A 14,149-nucleotide genomic window follows, 5' to 3' on the forward strand; every position below is an offset into this window, starting at 1 on the left:
AACCGGCCCCCAGCGCCAGGGAGAAACCGATGCAGTTCAAGCCATTGCACGACCGCGTTCTGATCGAACCGTCGACCGCCGAGACCAAGTCCAAGGGCGGCATCATCATTCCCGACACCGCCCAGGAAAAGCCGCAGGAGGGCAAGGTCGTTGCCGCCGGCAAGGGTGCGCGACTGGAGGATGGCCGCTTGGTCCCGCTGGACGTCAAGGTCGGCGACAAGGTGATCTACGGCAAGTGGTCGGGCACCGAGGTCAAGATCGCCGGTAAGGACTACGTCATTCTCAAGGAGAGTGACGTCATGGGCGTCGTCGCCTGATGTTGCGTGACGGCGACCTCGAGCGGGTCGCCGAGCTGATGCGTGACACCGCCCGGCACGAGCTGCTGTTGCGTTTCCGCAAGCTGGCCAAGCACGATATCCGCGAGAAGACACCCGGCGACCTGGTGACGGTCGCTGACGAGTTGTCCGAGCAGCGGCTGGCCAGCGGCCTGGCGAAGATCCTGCCCGGCGTGCCGGTCGTGGGCGAGGAGGCGGTCGCCGCCGAGCCCGGCTTGATCGCACATGTCGAGGCATCCGAGGCGGCGTGGATCGTCGATCCGTTAGACGGCACAGCCAACTTCGCGCGCGGCAGCGATCGCTTCGCCATGATCGTGGCGCTGGTGCGCCAGGGCGAGACGATTGCCGGTTGGATCCTGGAGCCCGTGCGCGAGCGGATGGCAATCGCAGCGCGGGGCGGCGGCACCAGCCTCGACGGTGAAGCGACTCGGCTGCCGCCAACGTTGCCGCTGAAGCAGAGCAGTGGCTTCGTCGGCGCCAAGTTCAAGCAGGAATTCCTGCGCCGAACCCAACCGGCGGCGCTCAATAGCGTGCGACGTCTCACCACATTCGGCTGCGCCGGCATCGAATACATCGATATTCTCGCCGGCCATGCCCACTTCTCGTTCTATCGCTGGACCAAGCCGTGGGACCATGCCGCGGGAGCGCTGTTGGTATGCGAGGCCGGCGGCGTCGCCAATCGCCACGATGGCCAGCCCTACCGCCCGGGCCAGCCTGTGAATGCCGGCATTCTCACAGCGCCCGACCCGGCGCGGTGGCAGGAACTGCGGACGATGTTCACTGCCGCAGCGGTACCGCTGCTGGAGATCACCGACCAGCCCTGAATCTCACCGCTGCTGGCTGACGAACGCTTGCAGGGCCGGATCCCTGATCGCGAGCACGTCGAACAGGCCGAGTGCACGCAGTGTCGGCAGAAGTTCGATGATGTGACGTTGTGCTTCGGCGCGCGCGTCCGGCGCGGCCGTGGCGTCCGAGAAGATCCGGGCATTGGCGAGAAACGCCGCAACCGACCCCTTGCGGGCTGTGACGCCGTCGATGTCGATCTGATCGACACCGTCGGGTAGGATATCTTCGGCACGCATCGCTGGCTCCCATTGCTGGCGGTGGGGCAGCGTAAGCGGCTGTCTTGCCGCTGGCGCCGGCGCTGACGCCAAAGTATGCCGCATTGACGCCATGTCTGATCCGTTGATCGATCCTGCCCGGGCGCAGTCGGATAGCCAGCCTCCGCTCATCGCAGCCTGGCGTGAGGAGGCTGCGCCGCGCCTGACGGCAGTGCATCGGCATGCCCGGGCCCAGTTGATCGGTGCCGTCCGCGGCTTGCTGTCAATCTCCACGGAGCACGGATGGTGGGTGATACCGCCCAACCACGCCCTGTGGGTTCCATCGAACCATTTTCACGGGGTCCGATCGCACGGCCCGTTCGCGGGATGGAGCATCTATGTCGCCAGCACGGCCTGTGTCTTGCTGCCGCCACAACCCCGCCTGGTGAAATCCTCGGCGTTGCTCCGCGCCGCGGTCAATCGGGCTGCATCATGGCCGGATGGGCCTCTGACGACATCCCAGGTACGGTTGCTTGAGGTCATGTTCGACGAAATCAGTGCCTTGCCGCCCAGTCCGCTGGGATTGGCGCTGCCACGCGACCCGCGCCTTCTGCGCATCGCCCAGGCGCTCGCCGACGACCCTGCCAATGGACGCTCGCTGGCGTCGTGGGCCGCCTGGGCGGCGGTATCCCCGCGCACGCTGAGCCGTCGTTTCCCCCTGGAAACCGGCCTCAGCTTCACGCGCTGGCGCCAGCACGTTCGCCTGTTGCGGGCGCTGGAGATGCTGGTGGCCGGGCAGAGCGTTACGGCCATTGCGATCGACCTCGGCTATGACAATGTCAGTGCCTTCATTGCCATGTTCCGGCGAACGTTCGGCGTTACGCCGACACGGTATGTCGCGCCTGATGATCCGTGAGGTTGGCCGTTTCGTTCAAGCGGACAGGCCGGAAGTCAGCCAGTATCCCGCACGTACGACAGATGAGGGCAGCCGCCATGGCTACTGCAGGAAACGATCGTCGCATCGACTACGTCGAACTGGGCGTCGCCGACATCGAACGCGCCAAGGCGTTCTACGGCAGCGCGTTCGGATGGACGTTCACCGACTATGGACCGACCTATTGCGAGTTTTCGGATGGACGTCTGACAGGCGGTTTCACCACCAACTCACCGCCGCAGCCGGGCGGGCCGCTGGTGATCCTCTATGCCAACGACCTCGAGGACGCGCAGCGCCGCATCGAGGCCGCCGGCGGTCACATCGCGAAGCCGATCTTCTCCTTTCCCGGCGGCCGCCGTTTCCATTTCCTCGACCCCGACAAGTACGAGCTTGCGGTGTGGACGAAGACCTGAGGGACAAGCCGCCATGTCCATAGAGGTTCGCCGACTCGGGCGCGCTGACGCCGAGGCGTACCGCGCCATTCGTCTCGAATCGCTGGAACAGGAACCAAATGCCTTCGGTTCGGTATATGAACTCGAAACCAACCGTTCGCTGGCCGATTTTGCCGACCGACTTTCTACGTCGGCCGTCTTTGGCGCCTTCGCCAAGGGCATGCTGATCGGCATGGCCGGGTTCAAGCAGGAGACCGGCCCGAAGGACAGTCACAAGGGCTTCGTCTGGGGCATGTACGTTCGCGCCAATTGGCGCGGCCAAGGCGTCGGCGCGACGTTGATGGCCGCCGTCGTCACCGCGGCTCGCGATACGGTCGAGCAGCTGACCCTGGCCGTAGTGCAGGGTAATGACACGGCGATTGCGCTCTATCGCAAGGTCGGCTTCGAGGTCTATGGAGTCGAGCCGCGGGCGCTCAAGAGTGCATCGGGCTATTCGGATGAAGTGCTGATGGTGCTCATCCTGTGATCCATCACGGCCGCTTGGGCACGTGGATCGTCGTGTCGACGGGGCGCGCGAATACGTAGAGCACGATCATGCCCACCAGCACCGTGCCAATCAACGCAAAGGCATCGCTATAGGCCAGCACGAACGCCTCGCGCTGGATGGTGCGCGCCAGCAATGCATAGCCGCGCAATGTCGCCTGCTCGTCGCCGACGCTGCGGCCGGCAACGGCGCCACTCAGGGCGGCCATGCGCTGGTCCGTGAGCCAGTCACCGATGTCGACGTTGAGGTTGATCAGGTTCGAGTGCACATGCTCGCGCGTCGTGATCAACGTGGCGATGACGGCACTGCCTACCGTGCCGCCGAAGCTGCGGATCAGGTTGACGAGGCGCGCGAGGCTGAGCCCATCGGCGGGCGCTTTCACGACCGAGAACCCCAGTGCGATCACCGAGACGACGATGATCGGCTGGGCCACGGCCTGCACGAACTCGGCCGGCAGGAAATTGTCGCCGACCCAGTCATGGGTGACCTCCACGGTCATGAAACAGCTTGTCGCCAACAGGCCGAAGCCGATGGCCAGCAACAGCCGTACGTCGATGAAGCGCAGGATGGTCGGGATCACGAAGGGCAGCACCAGCTGCGGCAGCGCCACCCAGAACAGCACATCACCGACCTCGTGCGGCCGGTAGCCCTGGATACGGGTCAGGAACTGCGGCAAGACGTAGGCCGACGCCAGCAGCGCGACGCGAAACGCGAACATGGTCGTCATGCCAAGCACGAGATTGACGTGGCGCAGCAGGCGCAGGTCGATCAGGGGCCTGGGTGTGTGCAGTTCATGCACGACGAACACCACGACGAGGATCGCCCCCGCCAGCAGCAGGCCATTGATCAAGCCGGAGCCGAACCAGTCCAGCCGATTGCCCTGGTCGAGTGCTGCCGAAAGGAAGGCCAGGCCCAGCGAACACGTGATCATCCCGAACCAATCGCCATTGCGGAATGAGTCGCGGTTGGCGGGCTCGCGCGGCAATCCCCAACCGGCACCGGCTACCACCAGCACGCCGACGATGGTACTGGTCCAGAAGATGGACGGCCATGCCCACGTCTCGGTAAGCCAGCCTTCGAAGGTGGCTGAGATATTGGAGGTGAAGGTTGAGCTGAGGCTGTAGAGACCAAACCCGTAAAGCCGCCAGCGCAGCGGCAACCAGCGGATCATGATGAAGAGCGTGACCGGTATGAGCGTGCCGGCCGTCAGGCCACGTGCCAGCTGCAGCGCCAGCACGCTGGGCAGGTCCGGTGCCAGCGGCAACAGGAGCGAAAAGACGACGAACAATGCCGTGCTGACGACGACCAGCCGGTGGATGGAGAACGACAACCCGATCCACGACGCAAACGGAATGATGGCGATATCGCCCACGGTGTAAGCGGTGGTGATCCAGGCGCCTTCGTCGTAACCGGCCCCGATCGCACCCTGGATATCAGCGAGCCCGAAACTGGTGAGCCGGGTGCTGAGCGTGGACATCGCGGCGCCCAGCATCACGCTCAGAACGCCGACCGCGGCGCGCACCGTGATGGTTTCCGGCGCCGGCGGCAGGCCGCCGATGGCTGGGGCAGGGGCGCCCATCAGCGCGCCGGCGTGTCGGTGTGGATGGTGGTGACGACCGACATGCCCGGCCGCAATCTGCCCTTGAGGGCATTGTCCGGATCCAGCGCGATCTTCACGGGAATGCGTTGCACCACCTTGGTGAAGTTGCCGGTGGCGTTGTCAGCCGGCAGCAGGCTGAACACCGCGCCACTGGCCGGCGCCAGGCTGTCGACCCGGCCGGTGACGATCTCGCCGGGGAACGTGTCGATGGCGATATCGACGCGCTGGCCGGGCCGGACACGGGCGAGCTGCGTCTCCTTGTAGTTGGCGACCACCCAAACCGTGTCGATGGGCACCACGGTGATCAGCTGCGTGCCGGGCCGCACATACTGACCGGCACGGACGTTGCGCTCGCTGACGACGCCGTCGACCGGCGCCTTTACCTCGGTATAGCCAAGGTTGATACGCGCCAGGGCCAGCACCGCGTGTTTTGCCTTGAGTGCCGCCCGCAGTTCACTCTCCTGCGTGTCCAGCACGGCCAGCTGCGTGTGTTGGGCCGCCACGTCGGCCTCGCTGCGCGCCAACTGGGCCCGGAACCGCTTCTCGTCGGCCTGCGCCACTTCCAGCCGCTGGGCAGTGCCGAAGGTCGACTTTACCAGCTCCCGCTGACGTTCGGCCTCCAACCGACTGCGCTCGACGTCGGCCTTGACGGCGTTGACCTGCTCCTCGGCCTGATCGAGCTGTCGCTTCTGCATAGTCTTGCGGGCCTTGATATTGTCGATCGATGCCTCGGCCGCCAATACATCGGCTTCCGCCTGGGCGACGCGGGCCTTGTAGTCGTCGTCGGTGATCGCAACGAGCAGGTCGCCAGCCTTGACGCGCTGGAAATCGTTGACGGGCACGGCGCTCACGATGCCCTCGATCTTGGCGCTCAGCGGCGTGATGTCGCCGCGTACGTAGGCGTTGTCGGTCGTCTGGCGCGACCGGCTGCTGGTCCAGTTGCCCCATTGGCTTGCGAAGACGATGACGACCGCCACTGCAATGGCGATGATGCCGACGCGTACCAGGACGCCGCGCGCGGCCGCCGCGCGCGCCAGGATGTTGGACAAGCTGAACGATGTCGTCATGGCGTTCCTTTTTGCTCACCCGTGACGAATTTGCCGGGGAGCAGGGGCTCTCCGGGCGACCAGGTCGGTGGCGAGGTGGACATGGCAGGCGTGTCGCCGTTGTTGTCGGCCAGCGTCACGTCGATTTCCGGCTATCTTTGCCCATGCCGCGAGCCAACACGTCGGCGGCACATCCGTCAATCATTCGTCGGTGAAGGCAGGACCCTGCTTCACGGGTACCCAGATCTCGAAGCCGCCGGCGCCGGTCCACGGGTTGAAGCGCTCGCCATATCGCTCGAGCAGATCGGGCATCTCTCCTGCCGTCAGACCGGCGGATGGTAGCGCCTGCGTGAACACGGCAGCGACCGTGGCGACGATCGTGGTGACGTGGCCTTCATGCGGAAAGACCGCCCAGCGCTGGGCTGGAAGCCTGAAGCCGGTCAGACTGCTGTCGAGGCCGGCGAGATCCGACACCTCGACACCGGCGAGGTAGAAATAGGTGTCGCCGGCTCTGGCCATGTTGGCCACCATGCCGAAGGTGGTGTTGCCTTTCTGGCCCGGGATCTCGCCCAGATAGGGATGGAATTCCTGCCAGAGCGCCGGGATGCCGGCAAAGTCGTCGCTGGCGAAGCGGCGACCGATGCCGGCGATCAGCAGAGGGCCGGGCGAGACGAGGCGCGGCGGCGGCAAAGTGACGGCAATGGCCGGTTCCTCCCGCAAAGCATCGACCAGGACAATATCGCGGAGATCACCCCGTGCTCGCAGTTGCGCCGGGGTGAGGCCGAACTGGTCCCGGAACGCGCGCGAGAACGCCTCATGTGAATTGTACCCGGCCTGCAGTGCGACAGCCAGGATATCGGGCGCGCCACCGGCCAGCGCGCGGGCAGCTTCCGTCAGCCGGCGCCCCCGCACATAGGCCGTCACCGTCATGCCCGTGGCATGGGAGAACAGGCGCGACATCTGGAAGCGCGACAGGCCGCAGACACGCGCCAGGCCATCGAGCGTGATGTCCTGGGCAAAGTGGCTCTCGATGAACCAGATCGCTTTTTCGACCGGCTGCATCAGCCCTCGAACACGCGTTCCTCGCGCTGGCGCAGGGCGTTGAAGACGGTTTCCGTCATGCGCACCCTGGCGTCCCGGGCGAAGAGCTGCCTCAAGGCGTCAAAATTCGCATCCGGATCGGCCGTCAGCAAGGCGATCTCATCGAAGAACGCGAGATCTTGTGGCGACAGCGTTGCATCGGGCAGCGGCTGGACACCCCAGACATCCCAGGGGAGGATCTCACAGCCGTTGAGGGTGGCAAGGTCGCGGACCAGGCTGCCGGCAATAAACCACAGGCCGCGCAGCCGCGAGAATTCGATGCCGAATTGAGCCGGGTCCAGGTTGCCGGCCCGGCATTGACGCCACGCGTTCGATGCCGTCAGGAACTGGTCGTACGGGACATCGTGCACGTCGTGCCGGATCCCCAGGTTGCGGCTGAAGACGTCGTCGAACTGGCTGTCGAGCAAGGCCCAGCGCGCTTCGTCGGCCTTCCAGTACTCGCAGACCCAATGGTCCTCGAATTTACCGGGGTTGAAGTAAGCGCCGAATCCGCCGCGGCCCCTGGCCGGCGCGCCGTGGTGGCGCAGGATCGCCAGGGACAGCAGCATGAAATGATGGCAGATGCCGACCACGCGACCCTCGGGCGGACGGGCGACATGAAGCGGCCGGTCATCGCGCGCGAGCAGCGTGTCGATGATCCGCTCCACCGATCGGATATGGCTCTCGTCCCGCCGCGCGTCGGGAAGTGCATAACCATAGAACGGCTCCGACACGTGCTCATAGATCAGTAATCCCTGAACCACCCGCGCCACGCCGACCGGATCGCCCGGCAGGGCATCAAAAAGCGGGGCATGGCGGCCGGGTGTGCTGAAAGACGATTGTTTCACGAAGGGGGCGAGTACCGGCTGCGCCGTGTGCGCGTCGATCAGGGAGCCGGCGGGGCGGACGGCGGCGGGCATGTCGATCTCCTGTGGTGGCATGACCTTGCGCTCCTGTTTGCCGCAGGACTTGATCGCCGGCTTGATCCTGTTTGCAGATGGTCTCGCTCATGTGGGGCAGGCGGGGCGCCGGAAGAACAGCGTCGTACGGTCTGCGCGCAAGCGCCTGGACGTCTCCGCAAATCCCAGGCGTTTTGCGAGCCTGATGGAGGCGGCGTTCTCGCTGTCGATCATGCAGGCGATCGGGCAGGCCAGTGCCGCGTCTGCCCATGCCAGCATCGTGCCCAGCGCTTCGGTCGCAAACCCCTGGCCATGGGCTGCGGGAAGCATTGCCCAGCCGCCTTCCGGTACGCCGCGGAGTTCGGCGATACCGTCGCGCTGCCAGTCGGCCAGGCCGACTTCGCCGATGAAGCGGCCGCTGGTATGCTCGATGATCGCCCAGTATCCGTAGGGCCGAACCATCCAGTGGCCCATGTAGCGCAACAGGCGGTGCCATACTTCTTCGCGCGTGAAGGCACGACCACCGATGTATCGAATGACATCGGGATCACACCACAACGCGGCAGCGGCGTCCAAGTCATCCTCCCGGTGCGGACGCAGTTGCAGCCGCGGCGAGCGCAAAGTCGGCGCCTTGCCGAGCTCGATCATGACATTCTCCCATCACCAGCCGATGTGTGAACGATGATGGTGGAGCAACGGCGACGTTTCTGAAAGACTCCAGTGAGGCCCCGCGGTTGGAATGGGTGGGAGAGATGGTGCATGGCGTTCGCGATCAAGGCCGCGGTCGACGACCCACGGGCGAGAACGTTCGCGTTCGTCGCGCAGAAGACCATGTACGGCGGCAAGCGCATCGCTGCGGGCGACATCGTGTTCGTCTTCGCCAGCGAGAACGAGGGCGGCCGCGGGCTGATCGCGCGTGGTGTTGTCACTTCAGCCCAGGCAGTCGCAAGGAAGCGCGGCGTCGTCCGACAAACGCCGCGCGTAAGTCTTTCCATCCGCCGCACCGCACTCGCGAAGCGATCACTGGGGCGCAGCGAGCTCAAGCCTCTCACGGATTGGGATGACGGCCAACCAGCCACCGAGCTCAACTTCAAGTTCTACCGTCAGGCCACCAACAAGATCGTCGGCATCTCCGATAAAGCTGCCGCGTTCCTCAACCGATTTTTCTAGCGCCCTCCACAGCAGAGCGAAGGCATGATCATGGTGTCAGGGGAGGACTAGAGTGCCCCTGTCTTGATGTAGTCTACCATCTGGCCGACCACCGTGCCCCAGCCTTCATGGAAGCCCATTTCTTCGTGCTTCTGTCGGTTGGATTCGTCGCCGTGGATGGCGATGGCCCTGTACCGTGTGCCGCTGCCGTTCCTGGCGAAGTCCAGGATGGCGGTGAAGAAGGGGGCGGGCGAGGGCCGGTAGCCGCCCAGCAGGGTGTCCGTGAGGACCAGCCGCTCGAGCGGCTTCACCTCGAGATAGCACTGGGTGTTGGGATATTCCTCGCCCTCCGGCGAGCGCATCGTGAAGTTGAACGCTCCGCCGGGACGCAGATCCAGGTCGCACGCCGTGATCATCCAGGGCTTGGGCGCGAACCAGTGGCGCAGATGGTCCGGCGTCGTCCAGGCGCGCCAGACAAGTTCCACCGGAACGTCGAGTTCGCGTTCGAGGACGAGGTCGAGCTTGGGATTGATCGTGACGGTGGGCAGTGTCATGAGGATTCCTCTTCCTTGAGTTTGAGCAGGTAACTGTCGAGCTGATCGAGGCGGCGTGCCCACAGCGTGCGCTGGCGCCCGAGCCAGTCTTCGGCCAGCTTGAGCTGGTCGGCGGCGAGTTCGTAGGTTCTGACCCGTCCGGCCTTGTGCGACCGCACCAGGCCGCTGCCCTCCAGCACTTTCAGGTGCTCGATGAAAGACGGCAGAGCCATGCCGTAAGGCGCCGCGAGTTCACTCACTGACGCCGAGCGGGAGGTCAGTCGCTCCAGGACGTTACGCCGCGTCGGATCGGACAGGGCACGAAAGATCCGGTCCACGACGGCAGGGTGGGGCATTTGTTGGTGTTGCGGTGCACTGCCGCGAGGCTTTGGCGTCACGGCCTCTTCCTGCGAAAGGGCACAAATCGCCTGTACCCGAGGCGCAGTCATAGGCGACTGATATAGTTAGGTCAATTCCTTAGTATTAGGCGGACGCGTGGATCTGGCCGTCCAGCGCTGCCTTATCGTGTTCGTCGGGCGATAAAGAGGCTCGTCGTCATGTTCCGGACGACGCGATCCGTGAACGTATCGCGCGCGATGCGGCCGAGCTCAGTCAGGATCGCCGCGCGGTCGGGACGGGCATTCACGTTCGAGTACGTCGCATACAGTGCCACCGTCTGGTCGGCGTCGAGGACGAGGGACCACTGGCTCGTCCTGCTCTCCACGACGTCGAATGCCCCGTTGCGCCTCAAGGCGGCCAGGCGTGCATCCGTATCCAAGCCGAAGGGAATGCCCTTGTCGCCGGCGGAAGGGTTGTCCGGCGCTCCCAGCAGGTCCCGGGTCGCCTCGTGAAACGGATCGGGTCGACTATCGTCGCCGAATACGTTCCAGATTGCTGCCCACCAACCGCCGGGGCGAAGCAAGCCGGCGATCTTCACGAGCGCCTGGTCTTCGTCGAGCCAGTGAAAGGCGGTCGCGCTGACACCGAGATCGAAGGTGCTCTTGTCGAGCGCGGCCTCCTCGAAGGCGGCGACAATGATCGTCAATGCACTGTCCGGATTGTTCGCGCGCAGGAATGCAGCGAGGCGCTGGTCCGGTTCGATGGCCGTCAGGGGATTGGCGCCGCGCGCGAGCAGCTGACGTGTCGCCGTGCCCGTGCCAGGTCCAATTTCAAAAACCGCCGCCTTGTGATGCAAGCCGCATCGCGCGACGAGAACGTCATACACCCATTCCGGATACGGAGGCCGCGCGCCGTGGTAGCCGGCAGGGTTCTCGCCGAAGGCCCGACGGCCGAACGCCCGGGCGAGCGGGGTCGCCATTTTCATGCCGCCACCATATCCGATAACGGTGTCGCCTTCGCAACAGGCCACGCTCGGTCCTGGGGGATCTGATGCTTGATAGAAACGATTTGATGAAACGGTTCGACCTCAATCCCCCGGCCTCAGACGACGAGATTGATGCCGTTCAGGCGCAGATAAAATTCGTGCTCCCGGACGGGTACAGGAACTTCCTGCGTATCTGCAACGGGCTGCACTCTGCCGGAAGCCTGGCATTGCTGGACACCGCGGCTCTTGTCCAAAGGAATGTTGACTATGAGGTTCCGCTCTATCTTCCTGACTACTTCATGATTGGTGACGATAGCGGCGGCCAGGCCATACTCATCGACGGCAACGGTGCGATATTTGAGGTCGGCATGGGCGTCATGAGCGAGGATTCCATTGAAAGGTCTGCCCATGATCTGAGTGAGTTGCTGGTGCAGTATGAAGGAAAGACATTGAGAGAAAGATAGTGGCTGGCTTGTGCGATGGTGGTCCGGATCTTTGGGAGATCCGATCACCTCTTGCGCGCGACGATGTAAGGACGGTTGTCGTTGCCCTTGGTGGCATGGCTTTCAGTAGCAAGGATGTCGAAGCCTGCCGCACATATAAGCTGACCGAGCTCCGTCGCCCGAAAGACGCCAGCATAGGGTGCTTTGCCGACTGCGCGCATCACGGGCAACGCAACGCGGATGAGCGGATTCATATCCCCGACGCAGGGCGTCTTGGAGATGAACAGGCCTTCCGCGGCGAGCAACGCATGAATGTGGCGCAGTGTGCCGGAAAGGTCGCGGACCAGGTGGAGATAGTTGAAGCCCAGAACCGCGTTGAACGGTGCTGCATCAGGCGTGAGTTCTTCTGCCGTCGTGGTGCGAAAGGCGAGAGCCGGGACAGGGGCGTCAGCGTGTTTCTCATTGGCGATCGCGATCATTCCGGCGGAGATATCGGTTGCGAGATAGTCCTGAACATCGCCCGCGAGCCGGAGCGCCGTCGTTCCTGTTCCACAGCCCAGTTCCAACACCCTGTCATCGGGCCTCAACAGGGCACGGGTCCGGTCCAGCGTGCGCCCATAGCCAGCCTGGTCGGCAATCGCACCCTTGGCGTACTTTCGTGACGTTCGGTCCCAGAAACGGGCATCGCTCGCGACGCTCATGACGGCTGCGCTTCGGGTCGCGACCGAAGATCTCGGTGTGTCGCCTGAAGAGGCCCGGGTTCGCCACGGCGGCAAGCCGTTTTATGTCTTCGTGTGCAAGGAATGCAGCCAATCACAGCAACCACCCGTGCTCGCCAACGCGTGCGCAGCCGGACAGTCCGGCGACCAGAGGACCGACGATCGATGACAGCCAGAGATGTACCGGATCCGCAGCCATTGTACCACGGCACGAAGGCTGACCTGAAGCAGGGTGACCTGATCGAACCCGGCTACGCCTCCAACTACGGCAAGAGAAAGAAAGCGGCCTATGTCTACCTGACTGCGACCTTGGACGCGGCCACCTGGGGCGCGGAGTTGGCCTATGGCGAAGGACCAGGACGGATCTACATCGTCGAGCCAACCGGCCCGTTTGAAGACGACCCCAACCTGACGGACAAGAAGTTCCCGGGCAATCCGACGAAGTCGTACCGCACCCGGGCTCCACTTCGTGTCATTGGCGAGGTCACCGGTTGGAAGGGGCACTCGCCTGATCAGCTCAAGGCGATGAAGGACCACCTTGCGCATCTTGAGCGGCGTGGCATCGAGGCGATCGAGGATTGAAGCCTGCCTATGGAATTCGCTTCCACGCCTGAAAGGAGTGACTGAATTTGATGTTCCGCCTCATCACGTGGCCAGTGTCGCGATAACCTTGGCCGACGTCGATCTTGACACGTTGAATCGGCGGCTTGCCGGAAGGCCAGAAGACGAGTTCGGCGGAAGATCAATCGAACGGGAGCTGATTGCGCGATTGCATGCAACGAAGGAGGATGTCCCGAAGAATGCAGTGAGCATTGACGCTACGGTGCCGCTCGCCTTCGTTGCCGACGAGATTCTTTCGAAATGCAGTGAGGCAAACCAAAGTCCCCGCCAGGCTCGGCGGCGGATGGCGGATGGGGTGGGATTCGAACCCACGGTGAAGTTGCCCCCACGCCGGTTTTCAAGACCGGTGCCTTAAACCGCTCGGCCACCCATCCACGGGCGCCTCCCATAGCGCGGCGATTGTTCTCTCGCAATGCCGGCAGTGGCCAACGGCGGATGGTGCCGGCGGCTCAATGTTGCCCCGATGATGCCTTGGTTGCCTCGCGCCGGGCGTGATAAAGCGTCGTACCATGATGCACCGTCGTACATTTACACGCCTCGCCACGACCGCAACCCTGGTGCCGGTCTACGCGCACACGGCCTCGGCCGACGCCGGCTTTCAGGCCTGGCTACAGGGCGTGCGGCGCGAGGCGCTGGGGCAGGGCATCGATGCCGGCACCCTCGATCGCGCCTTTCGCGGTGTCGAGCCGATCCCGCGCGTGCTCGAACTCGACCAGTCACAGCCGGAGTTCAAGCTCTCCTGGCAGGAGTACCTCGAGCGCGTGGTGTCGGAGGAGCGCGTTGCGCGTGGCCGGGAAAATCTGCGCGCCAATGCCGCGCTGCTGAGCCGCATCAGCGACAGCTACGGCGTGCCGTCGAATGTCATCGTGGCGCTGTGGGGCATCGAGAGCAACTACGGTACCAGGATGGGCACGTTCCTGGTCGTCGGGGCCTTGGCGACGCTGGCCTATAACGGGCGGCGTCCGAAGTATTTCCGCGCCGAACTGATGGCCGCCCTGAAGATCCTGGCCCAGGGTCATATCACGCCCGAGCGCATGCTGGGCTCGTGGGCCGGCGCCATGGGGCAGTGCCAGTTCATGCCCACGAGCTTTCTCGCGCTGGCGGTCGACGGCGATGGTGACGGCAAGCGTGACATCTGGGGCACCAAGGCCGATGTGTTCGCGTCGGCCGCCAATTACCTGCGCAAGTCCGGCTGGCAGGCCAGCCAGCGCTGGGGTGAGGAGGTCACGAGCCAGTCGTCAGCCGGGGCAGGGGGGCGCCTGGTGACGCCCGAAGGCGCCGGAGGCCGGACCTACCGCGTGACCTCGAACTTCAATGCCATCCGGCGCTGGAATCCATCCGACTTCTTTGCCCTGGCTGTTGGCATTCTTTCCGACCGGGTTGCGGGTTAAATCCATTGTCATGACCCTGCATATGATTGAGCCAATATCCTGTTGATTCTCTGCAGGAAAAGCATACCGGCTGCGTCAATCCGGTCACTCGCACCAGCA

At 64.2% G+C, this 14,149-nt stretch carries 20 protein-coding genes, 1 tRNA gene and 1 pseudogene; 10 read left to right on the forward strand and 12 right to left on the reverse strand.

The window, feature by feature from the left end:
• The first annotated feature begins 29 nt into the window (after positions 1-29).
• Positions 30-317, forward strand: a complete 288-nt coding sequence (gene groES, locus FQU96_RS16585; RefSeq protein WP_146542412.1) for a co-chaperone GroES — start codon at positions 30-32, stop codon at positions 315-317.
• Positions 317-1,159: an inositol monophosphatase gene (locus FQU96_RS16590; protein WP_146542413.1), complete on the forward strand. Its 843-nt coding sequence runs from the start codon at positions 317-319 to the stop codon at positions 1,157-1,159. The genes groES and FQU96_RS16590 overlap by 1 nt, the downstream gene beginning before the upstream one ends.
• Before the next feature lie 3 nt (positions 1,160-1,162).
• Here FQU96_RS16590 and FQU96_RS16595 read toward each other — a convergent pair whose 3' ends face one another.
• Positions 1,163-1,417, reverse strand: a complete 255-nt coding sequence (locus tag FQU96_RS16595; protein ID WP_146542414.1) for a hypothetical protein — start codon at positions 1,415-1,417, stop codon at positions 1,163-1,165.
• Positions 1,418-1,916: 499 nt separating this feature from the next.
• Here FQU96_RS16595 and FQU96_RS42695 point away from each other — a divergent pair, with 499 nt between their 5' ends.
• The 3 genes from FQU96_RS42695 to FQU96_RS16610 all read left to right on the forward strand — a co-directional run bounded on the left by FQU96_RS42695 (position 1,917) and on the right by FQU96_RS16610 (position 3,227).
• Complete coding sequence (locus tag FQU96_RS42695; RefSeq protein WP_255468379.1) at positions 1,917-2,291, forward strand: helix-turn-helix domain-containing protein; 375 nt, start codon at positions 1,917-1,919, stop codon at positions 2,289-2,291.
• 77 nt (positions 2,292-2,368) lie between these two features.
• Positions 2,369-2,722: a VOC family protein gene (locus FQU96_RS16605; RefSeq protein ID WP_146542416.1), complete on the forward strand. Its 354-nt coding sequence runs from the start codon at positions 2,369-2,371 to the stop codon at positions 2,720-2,722.
• Between the two features lie 13 nt (positions 2,723-2,735).
• Entirely contained in the window at positions 2,736-3,227 is a 492-nt protein-coding gene (locus FQU96_RS16610) for a GNAT family N-acetyltransferase (RefSeq protein WP_146542417.1), read from the forward strand.
• Between the two features lie 4 nt (positions 3,228-3,231).
• Here the strand turns inward: FQU96_RS16610 and FQU96_RS16615 are convergent, their stop codons facing one another.
• From FQU96_RS16615 to FQU96_RS16635, 6 genes are all read right to left on the reverse strand, one after another.
• Positions 3,232-4,824, reverse strand: a complete 1,593-nt coding sequence (locus FQU96_RS16615) for an MFS transporter (RefSeq protein WP_146542418.1) — start codon at positions 4,822-4,824, stop codon at positions 3,232-3,234.
• Positions 4,824-5,912, reverse strand: coding sequence for an HlyD family secretion protein (locus FQU96_RS16620; RefSeq protein WP_146542419.1), 1,089 nt, complete (start codon positions 5,910-5,912; stop codon positions 4,824-4,826). The genes FQU96_RS16615 and FQU96_RS16620 overlap by 1 nt, the downstream gene beginning before the upstream one ends.
• A complete protein-coding gene (locus tag FQU96_RS42700; protein WP_255468380.1) occupies positions 5,909-6,031 on the reverse strand; it encodes a hypothetical protein in 123 nt (40 codons plus the stop codon). Before FQU96_RS42700 ends, FQU96_RS16620 begins: the two co-directional genes overlap by 4 nt.
• Before the next feature lie 61 nt (positions 6,032-6,092).
• Complete coding sequence (locus FQU96_RS16625) at positions 6,093-6,953, reverse strand: AraC family transcriptional regulator (protein WP_146542420.1); 861 nt, start codon at positions 6,951-6,953, stop codon at positions 6,093-6,095.
• A complete protein-coding gene (locus FQU96_RS16630; protein WP_178130545.1) occupies positions 6,953-7,891 on the reverse strand; it encodes a transglutaminase domain-containing protein in 939 nt (312 codons plus the stop codon). Before FQU96_RS16630 ends, FQU96_RS16625 begins: the two co-directional genes overlap by 1 nt.
• An 87-nt stretch (positions 7,892-7,978) precedes the next feature.
• A complete protein-coding gene (locus tag FQU96_RS16635) occupies positions 7,979-8,518 on the reverse strand; it encodes a GNAT family N-acetyltransferase (protein ID WP_146542421.1) in 540 nt (179 codons plus the stop codon).
• Between the two features lie 111 nt (positions 8,519-8,629).
• Here FQU96_RS16635 and FQU96_RS16640 point away from each other — a divergent pair, with 111 nt between their 5' ends.
• On the forward strand, positions 8,630-9,040 hold the full coding sequence (locus FQU96_RS16640) for a hypothetical protein (protein WP_146542422.1): 411 nt from the start codon (positions 8,630-8,632) through the stop codon (positions 9,038-9,040).
• A gap of 47 nt (positions 9,041-9,087) precedes the next feature.
• On the opposite strand, the gene FQU96_RS16645 is transcribed toward FQU96_RS16640, so the two are convergent.
• The 3 genes from FQU96_RS16645 to FQU96_RS16655 form a co-directional block, all read right to left on the reverse strand.
• Complete coding sequence (locus FQU96_RS16645) at positions 9,088-9,573, reverse strand: SRPBCC family protein (protein WP_146542423.1); 486 nt, start codon at positions 9,571-9,573, stop codon at positions 9,088-9,090.
• Entirely contained in the window at positions 9,570-9,908 is a 339-nt protein-coding gene (locus tag FQU96_RS16650) for a metalloregulator ArsR/SmtB family transcription factor (protein WP_146542626.1), read from the reverse strand. The genes FQU96_RS16645 and FQU96_RS16650 overlap by 4 nt, the downstream gene beginning before the upstream one ends.
• 164 nt (positions 9,909-10,072) lie before the next feature.
• Positions 10,073-10,876 carry a trans-aconitate 2-methyltransferase gene (locus FQU96_RS16655; protein WP_255468381.1) on the reverse strand — a complete coding sequence of 268 codons (804 nt, stop codon included), beginning with the start codon at positions 10,874-10,876 and terminating at the stop codon, positions 10,073-10,075.
• Positions 10,877-10,941: 65 nt separating this feature from the next.
• Between FQU96_RS16655 and FQU96_RS16660 the strand changes: the two genes are divergently transcribed.
• A complete protein-coding gene (locus tag FQU96_RS16660; protein ID WP_146542424.1) occupies positions 10,942-11,340 on the forward strand; it encodes an SMI1/KNR4 family protein in 399 nt (132 codons plus the stop codon).
• 44 nt (positions 11,341-11,384) lie between these two features.
• Here the strand turns inward: FQU96_RS16660 and FQU96_RS16665 are convergent, their stop codons facing one another.
• Positions 11,385-12,020 (reverse strand): bifunctional 2-polyprenyl-6-hydroxyphenol methylase/3-demethylubiquinol 3-O-methyltransferase UbiG, encoded by a 636-nt coding sequence (locus tag FQU96_RS16665; protein ID WP_146542425.1) that lies wholly within the window; start codon positions 12,018-12,020, stop codon positions 11,385-11,387.
• A 183-nt stretch (positions 12,021-12,203) separates the two neighbouring features.
• Between FQU96_RS16665 and arr the strand changes: the two genes are divergently transcribed.
• Together arr and FQU96_RS42705 are read left to right on the forward strand one after the other, a co-directional pair.
• Complete coding sequence (gene arr, locus FQU96_RS16670; RefSeq protein WP_146542426.1) at positions 12,204-12,620, forward strand: NAD(+)--rifampin ADP-ribosyltransferase; 417 nt, start codon at positions 12,204-12,206, stop codon at positions 12,618-12,620.
• A gap of 82 nt (positions 12,621-12,702) precedes the next feature.
• Positions 12,703-12,909: pseudogene (locus FQU96_RS42705) on the forward strand (nucleoside kinase); the annotation flags it as partial.
• A 34-nt stretch (positions 12,910-12,943) separates the two neighbouring features.
• Here FQU96_RS42705 and FQU96_RS16680 read toward each other — a convergent pair.
• Positions 12,944-13,033, reverse strand: a tRNA-Ser gene (locus FQU96_RS16680).
• Between the two features lie 135 nt (positions 13,034-13,168).
• Between FQU96_RS16680 and FQU96_RS16685 the strand changes: the two genes are divergently transcribed.
• Positions 13,169-14,050, forward strand: coding sequence for a lytic transglycosylase domain-containing protein (locus tag FQU96_RS16685; protein ID WP_218574746.1), 882 nt, complete (start codon positions 13,169-13,171; stop codon positions 14,048-14,050).
• Positions 14,051-14,149: the final 99 nt, after the last annotated feature.

Source organism: Reyranella sp. CPCC 100927 (assembly GCF_007859315.1).
Taxonomy (GTDB): domain Bacteria; phylum Pseudomonadota; class Alphaproteobacteria; order Reyranellales; family Reyranellaceae; genus Vineibacter.

Coding starts and splice junctions, on each gene's coding strand:
- groES (WP_146542412.1), top strand. CDS start 30: ATGCAGTTCAAGCCATTGCACGACCGCGTTCTGATCGAACCGTCGACC.
- FQU96_RS16590 (WP_146542413.1), top strand. CDS start 317: ATGTTGCGTGACGGCGACCTCGAGCGGGTCGCCGAGCTGATGCGTGAC.
- FQU96_RS16595 (WP_146542414.1), bottom strand. CDS start 1,417: ATGCGTGCCGAAGATATCCTACCCGACGGTGTCGATCAGATCGACATC.
- FQU96_RS42695 (WP_255468379.1), top strand. CDS start 1,917: ATGTTCGACGAAATCAGTGCCTTGCCGCCCAGTCCGCTGGGATTGGCG.
- FQU96_RS16605 (WP_146542416.1), top strand. CDS start 2,369: ATGGCTACTGCAGGAAACGATCGTCGCATCGACTACGTCGAACTGGGC.
- FQU96_RS16610 (WP_146542417.1), top strand. CDS start 2,736: ATGTCCATAGAGGTTCGCCGACTCGGGCGCGCTGACGCCGAGGCGTAC.
- FQU96_RS16615 (WP_146542418.1), bottom strand. CDS start 4,824: ATGGGCGCCCCTGCCCCAGCCATCGGCGGCCTGCCGCCGGCGCCGGAA.
- FQU96_RS16620 (WP_146542419.1), bottom strand. CDS start 5,912: ATGACGACATCGTTCAGCTTGTCCAACATCCTGGCGCGCGCGGCGGCC.
- FQU96_RS16625 (WP_146542420.1), bottom strand. CDS start 6,953: ATGCAGCCGGTCGAAAAAGCGATCTGGTTCATCGAGAGCCACTTTGCC.
- FQU96_RS16630 (WP_178130545.1), bottom strand. CDS start 7,891: ATGCCCGCCGCCGTCCGCCCCGCCGGCTCCCTGATCGACGCGCACACG.
- FQU96_RS16635 (WP_146542421.1), bottom strand. CDS start 8,518: ATGATCGAGCTCGGCAAGGCGCCGACTTTGCGCTCGCCGCGGCTGCAA.
- FQU96_RS16640 (WP_146542422.1), top strand. CDS start 8,630: ATGGCGTTCGCGATCAAGGCCGCGGTCGACGACCCACGGGCGAGAACG.
- FQU96_RS16645 (WP_146542423.1), bottom strand. CDS start 9,573: ATGACACTGCCCACCGTCACGATCAATCCCAAGCTCGACCTCGTCCTC.
- FQU96_RS16650 (WP_146542626.1), bottom strand. CDS start 9,908: ATGCCCCACCCTGCCGTCGTGGACCGGATCTTTCGTGCCCTGTCCGAT.
- FQU96_RS16655 (WP_255468381.1), bottom strand. CDS start 10,876: ATGAAAATGGCGACCCCGCTCGCCCGGGCGTTCGGCCGTCGGGCCTTC.
- FQU96_RS16660 (WP_146542424.1), top strand. CDS start 10,942: ATGCTTGATAGAAACGATTTGATGAAACGGTTCGACCTCAATCCCCCG.
- FQU96_RS16665 (WP_146542425.1), bottom strand. CDS start 12,020: ATGAGCGTCGCGAGCGATGCCCGTTTCTGGGACCGAACGTCACGAAAG.
- arr (WP_146542426.1), top strand. CDS start 12,204: ATGACAGCCAGAGATGTACCGGATCCGCAGCCATTGTACCACGGCACG.
- FQU96_RS16685 (WP_218574746.1), top strand. CDS start 13,169: ATGATGCACCGTCGTACATTTACACGCCTCGCCACGACCGCAACCCTG.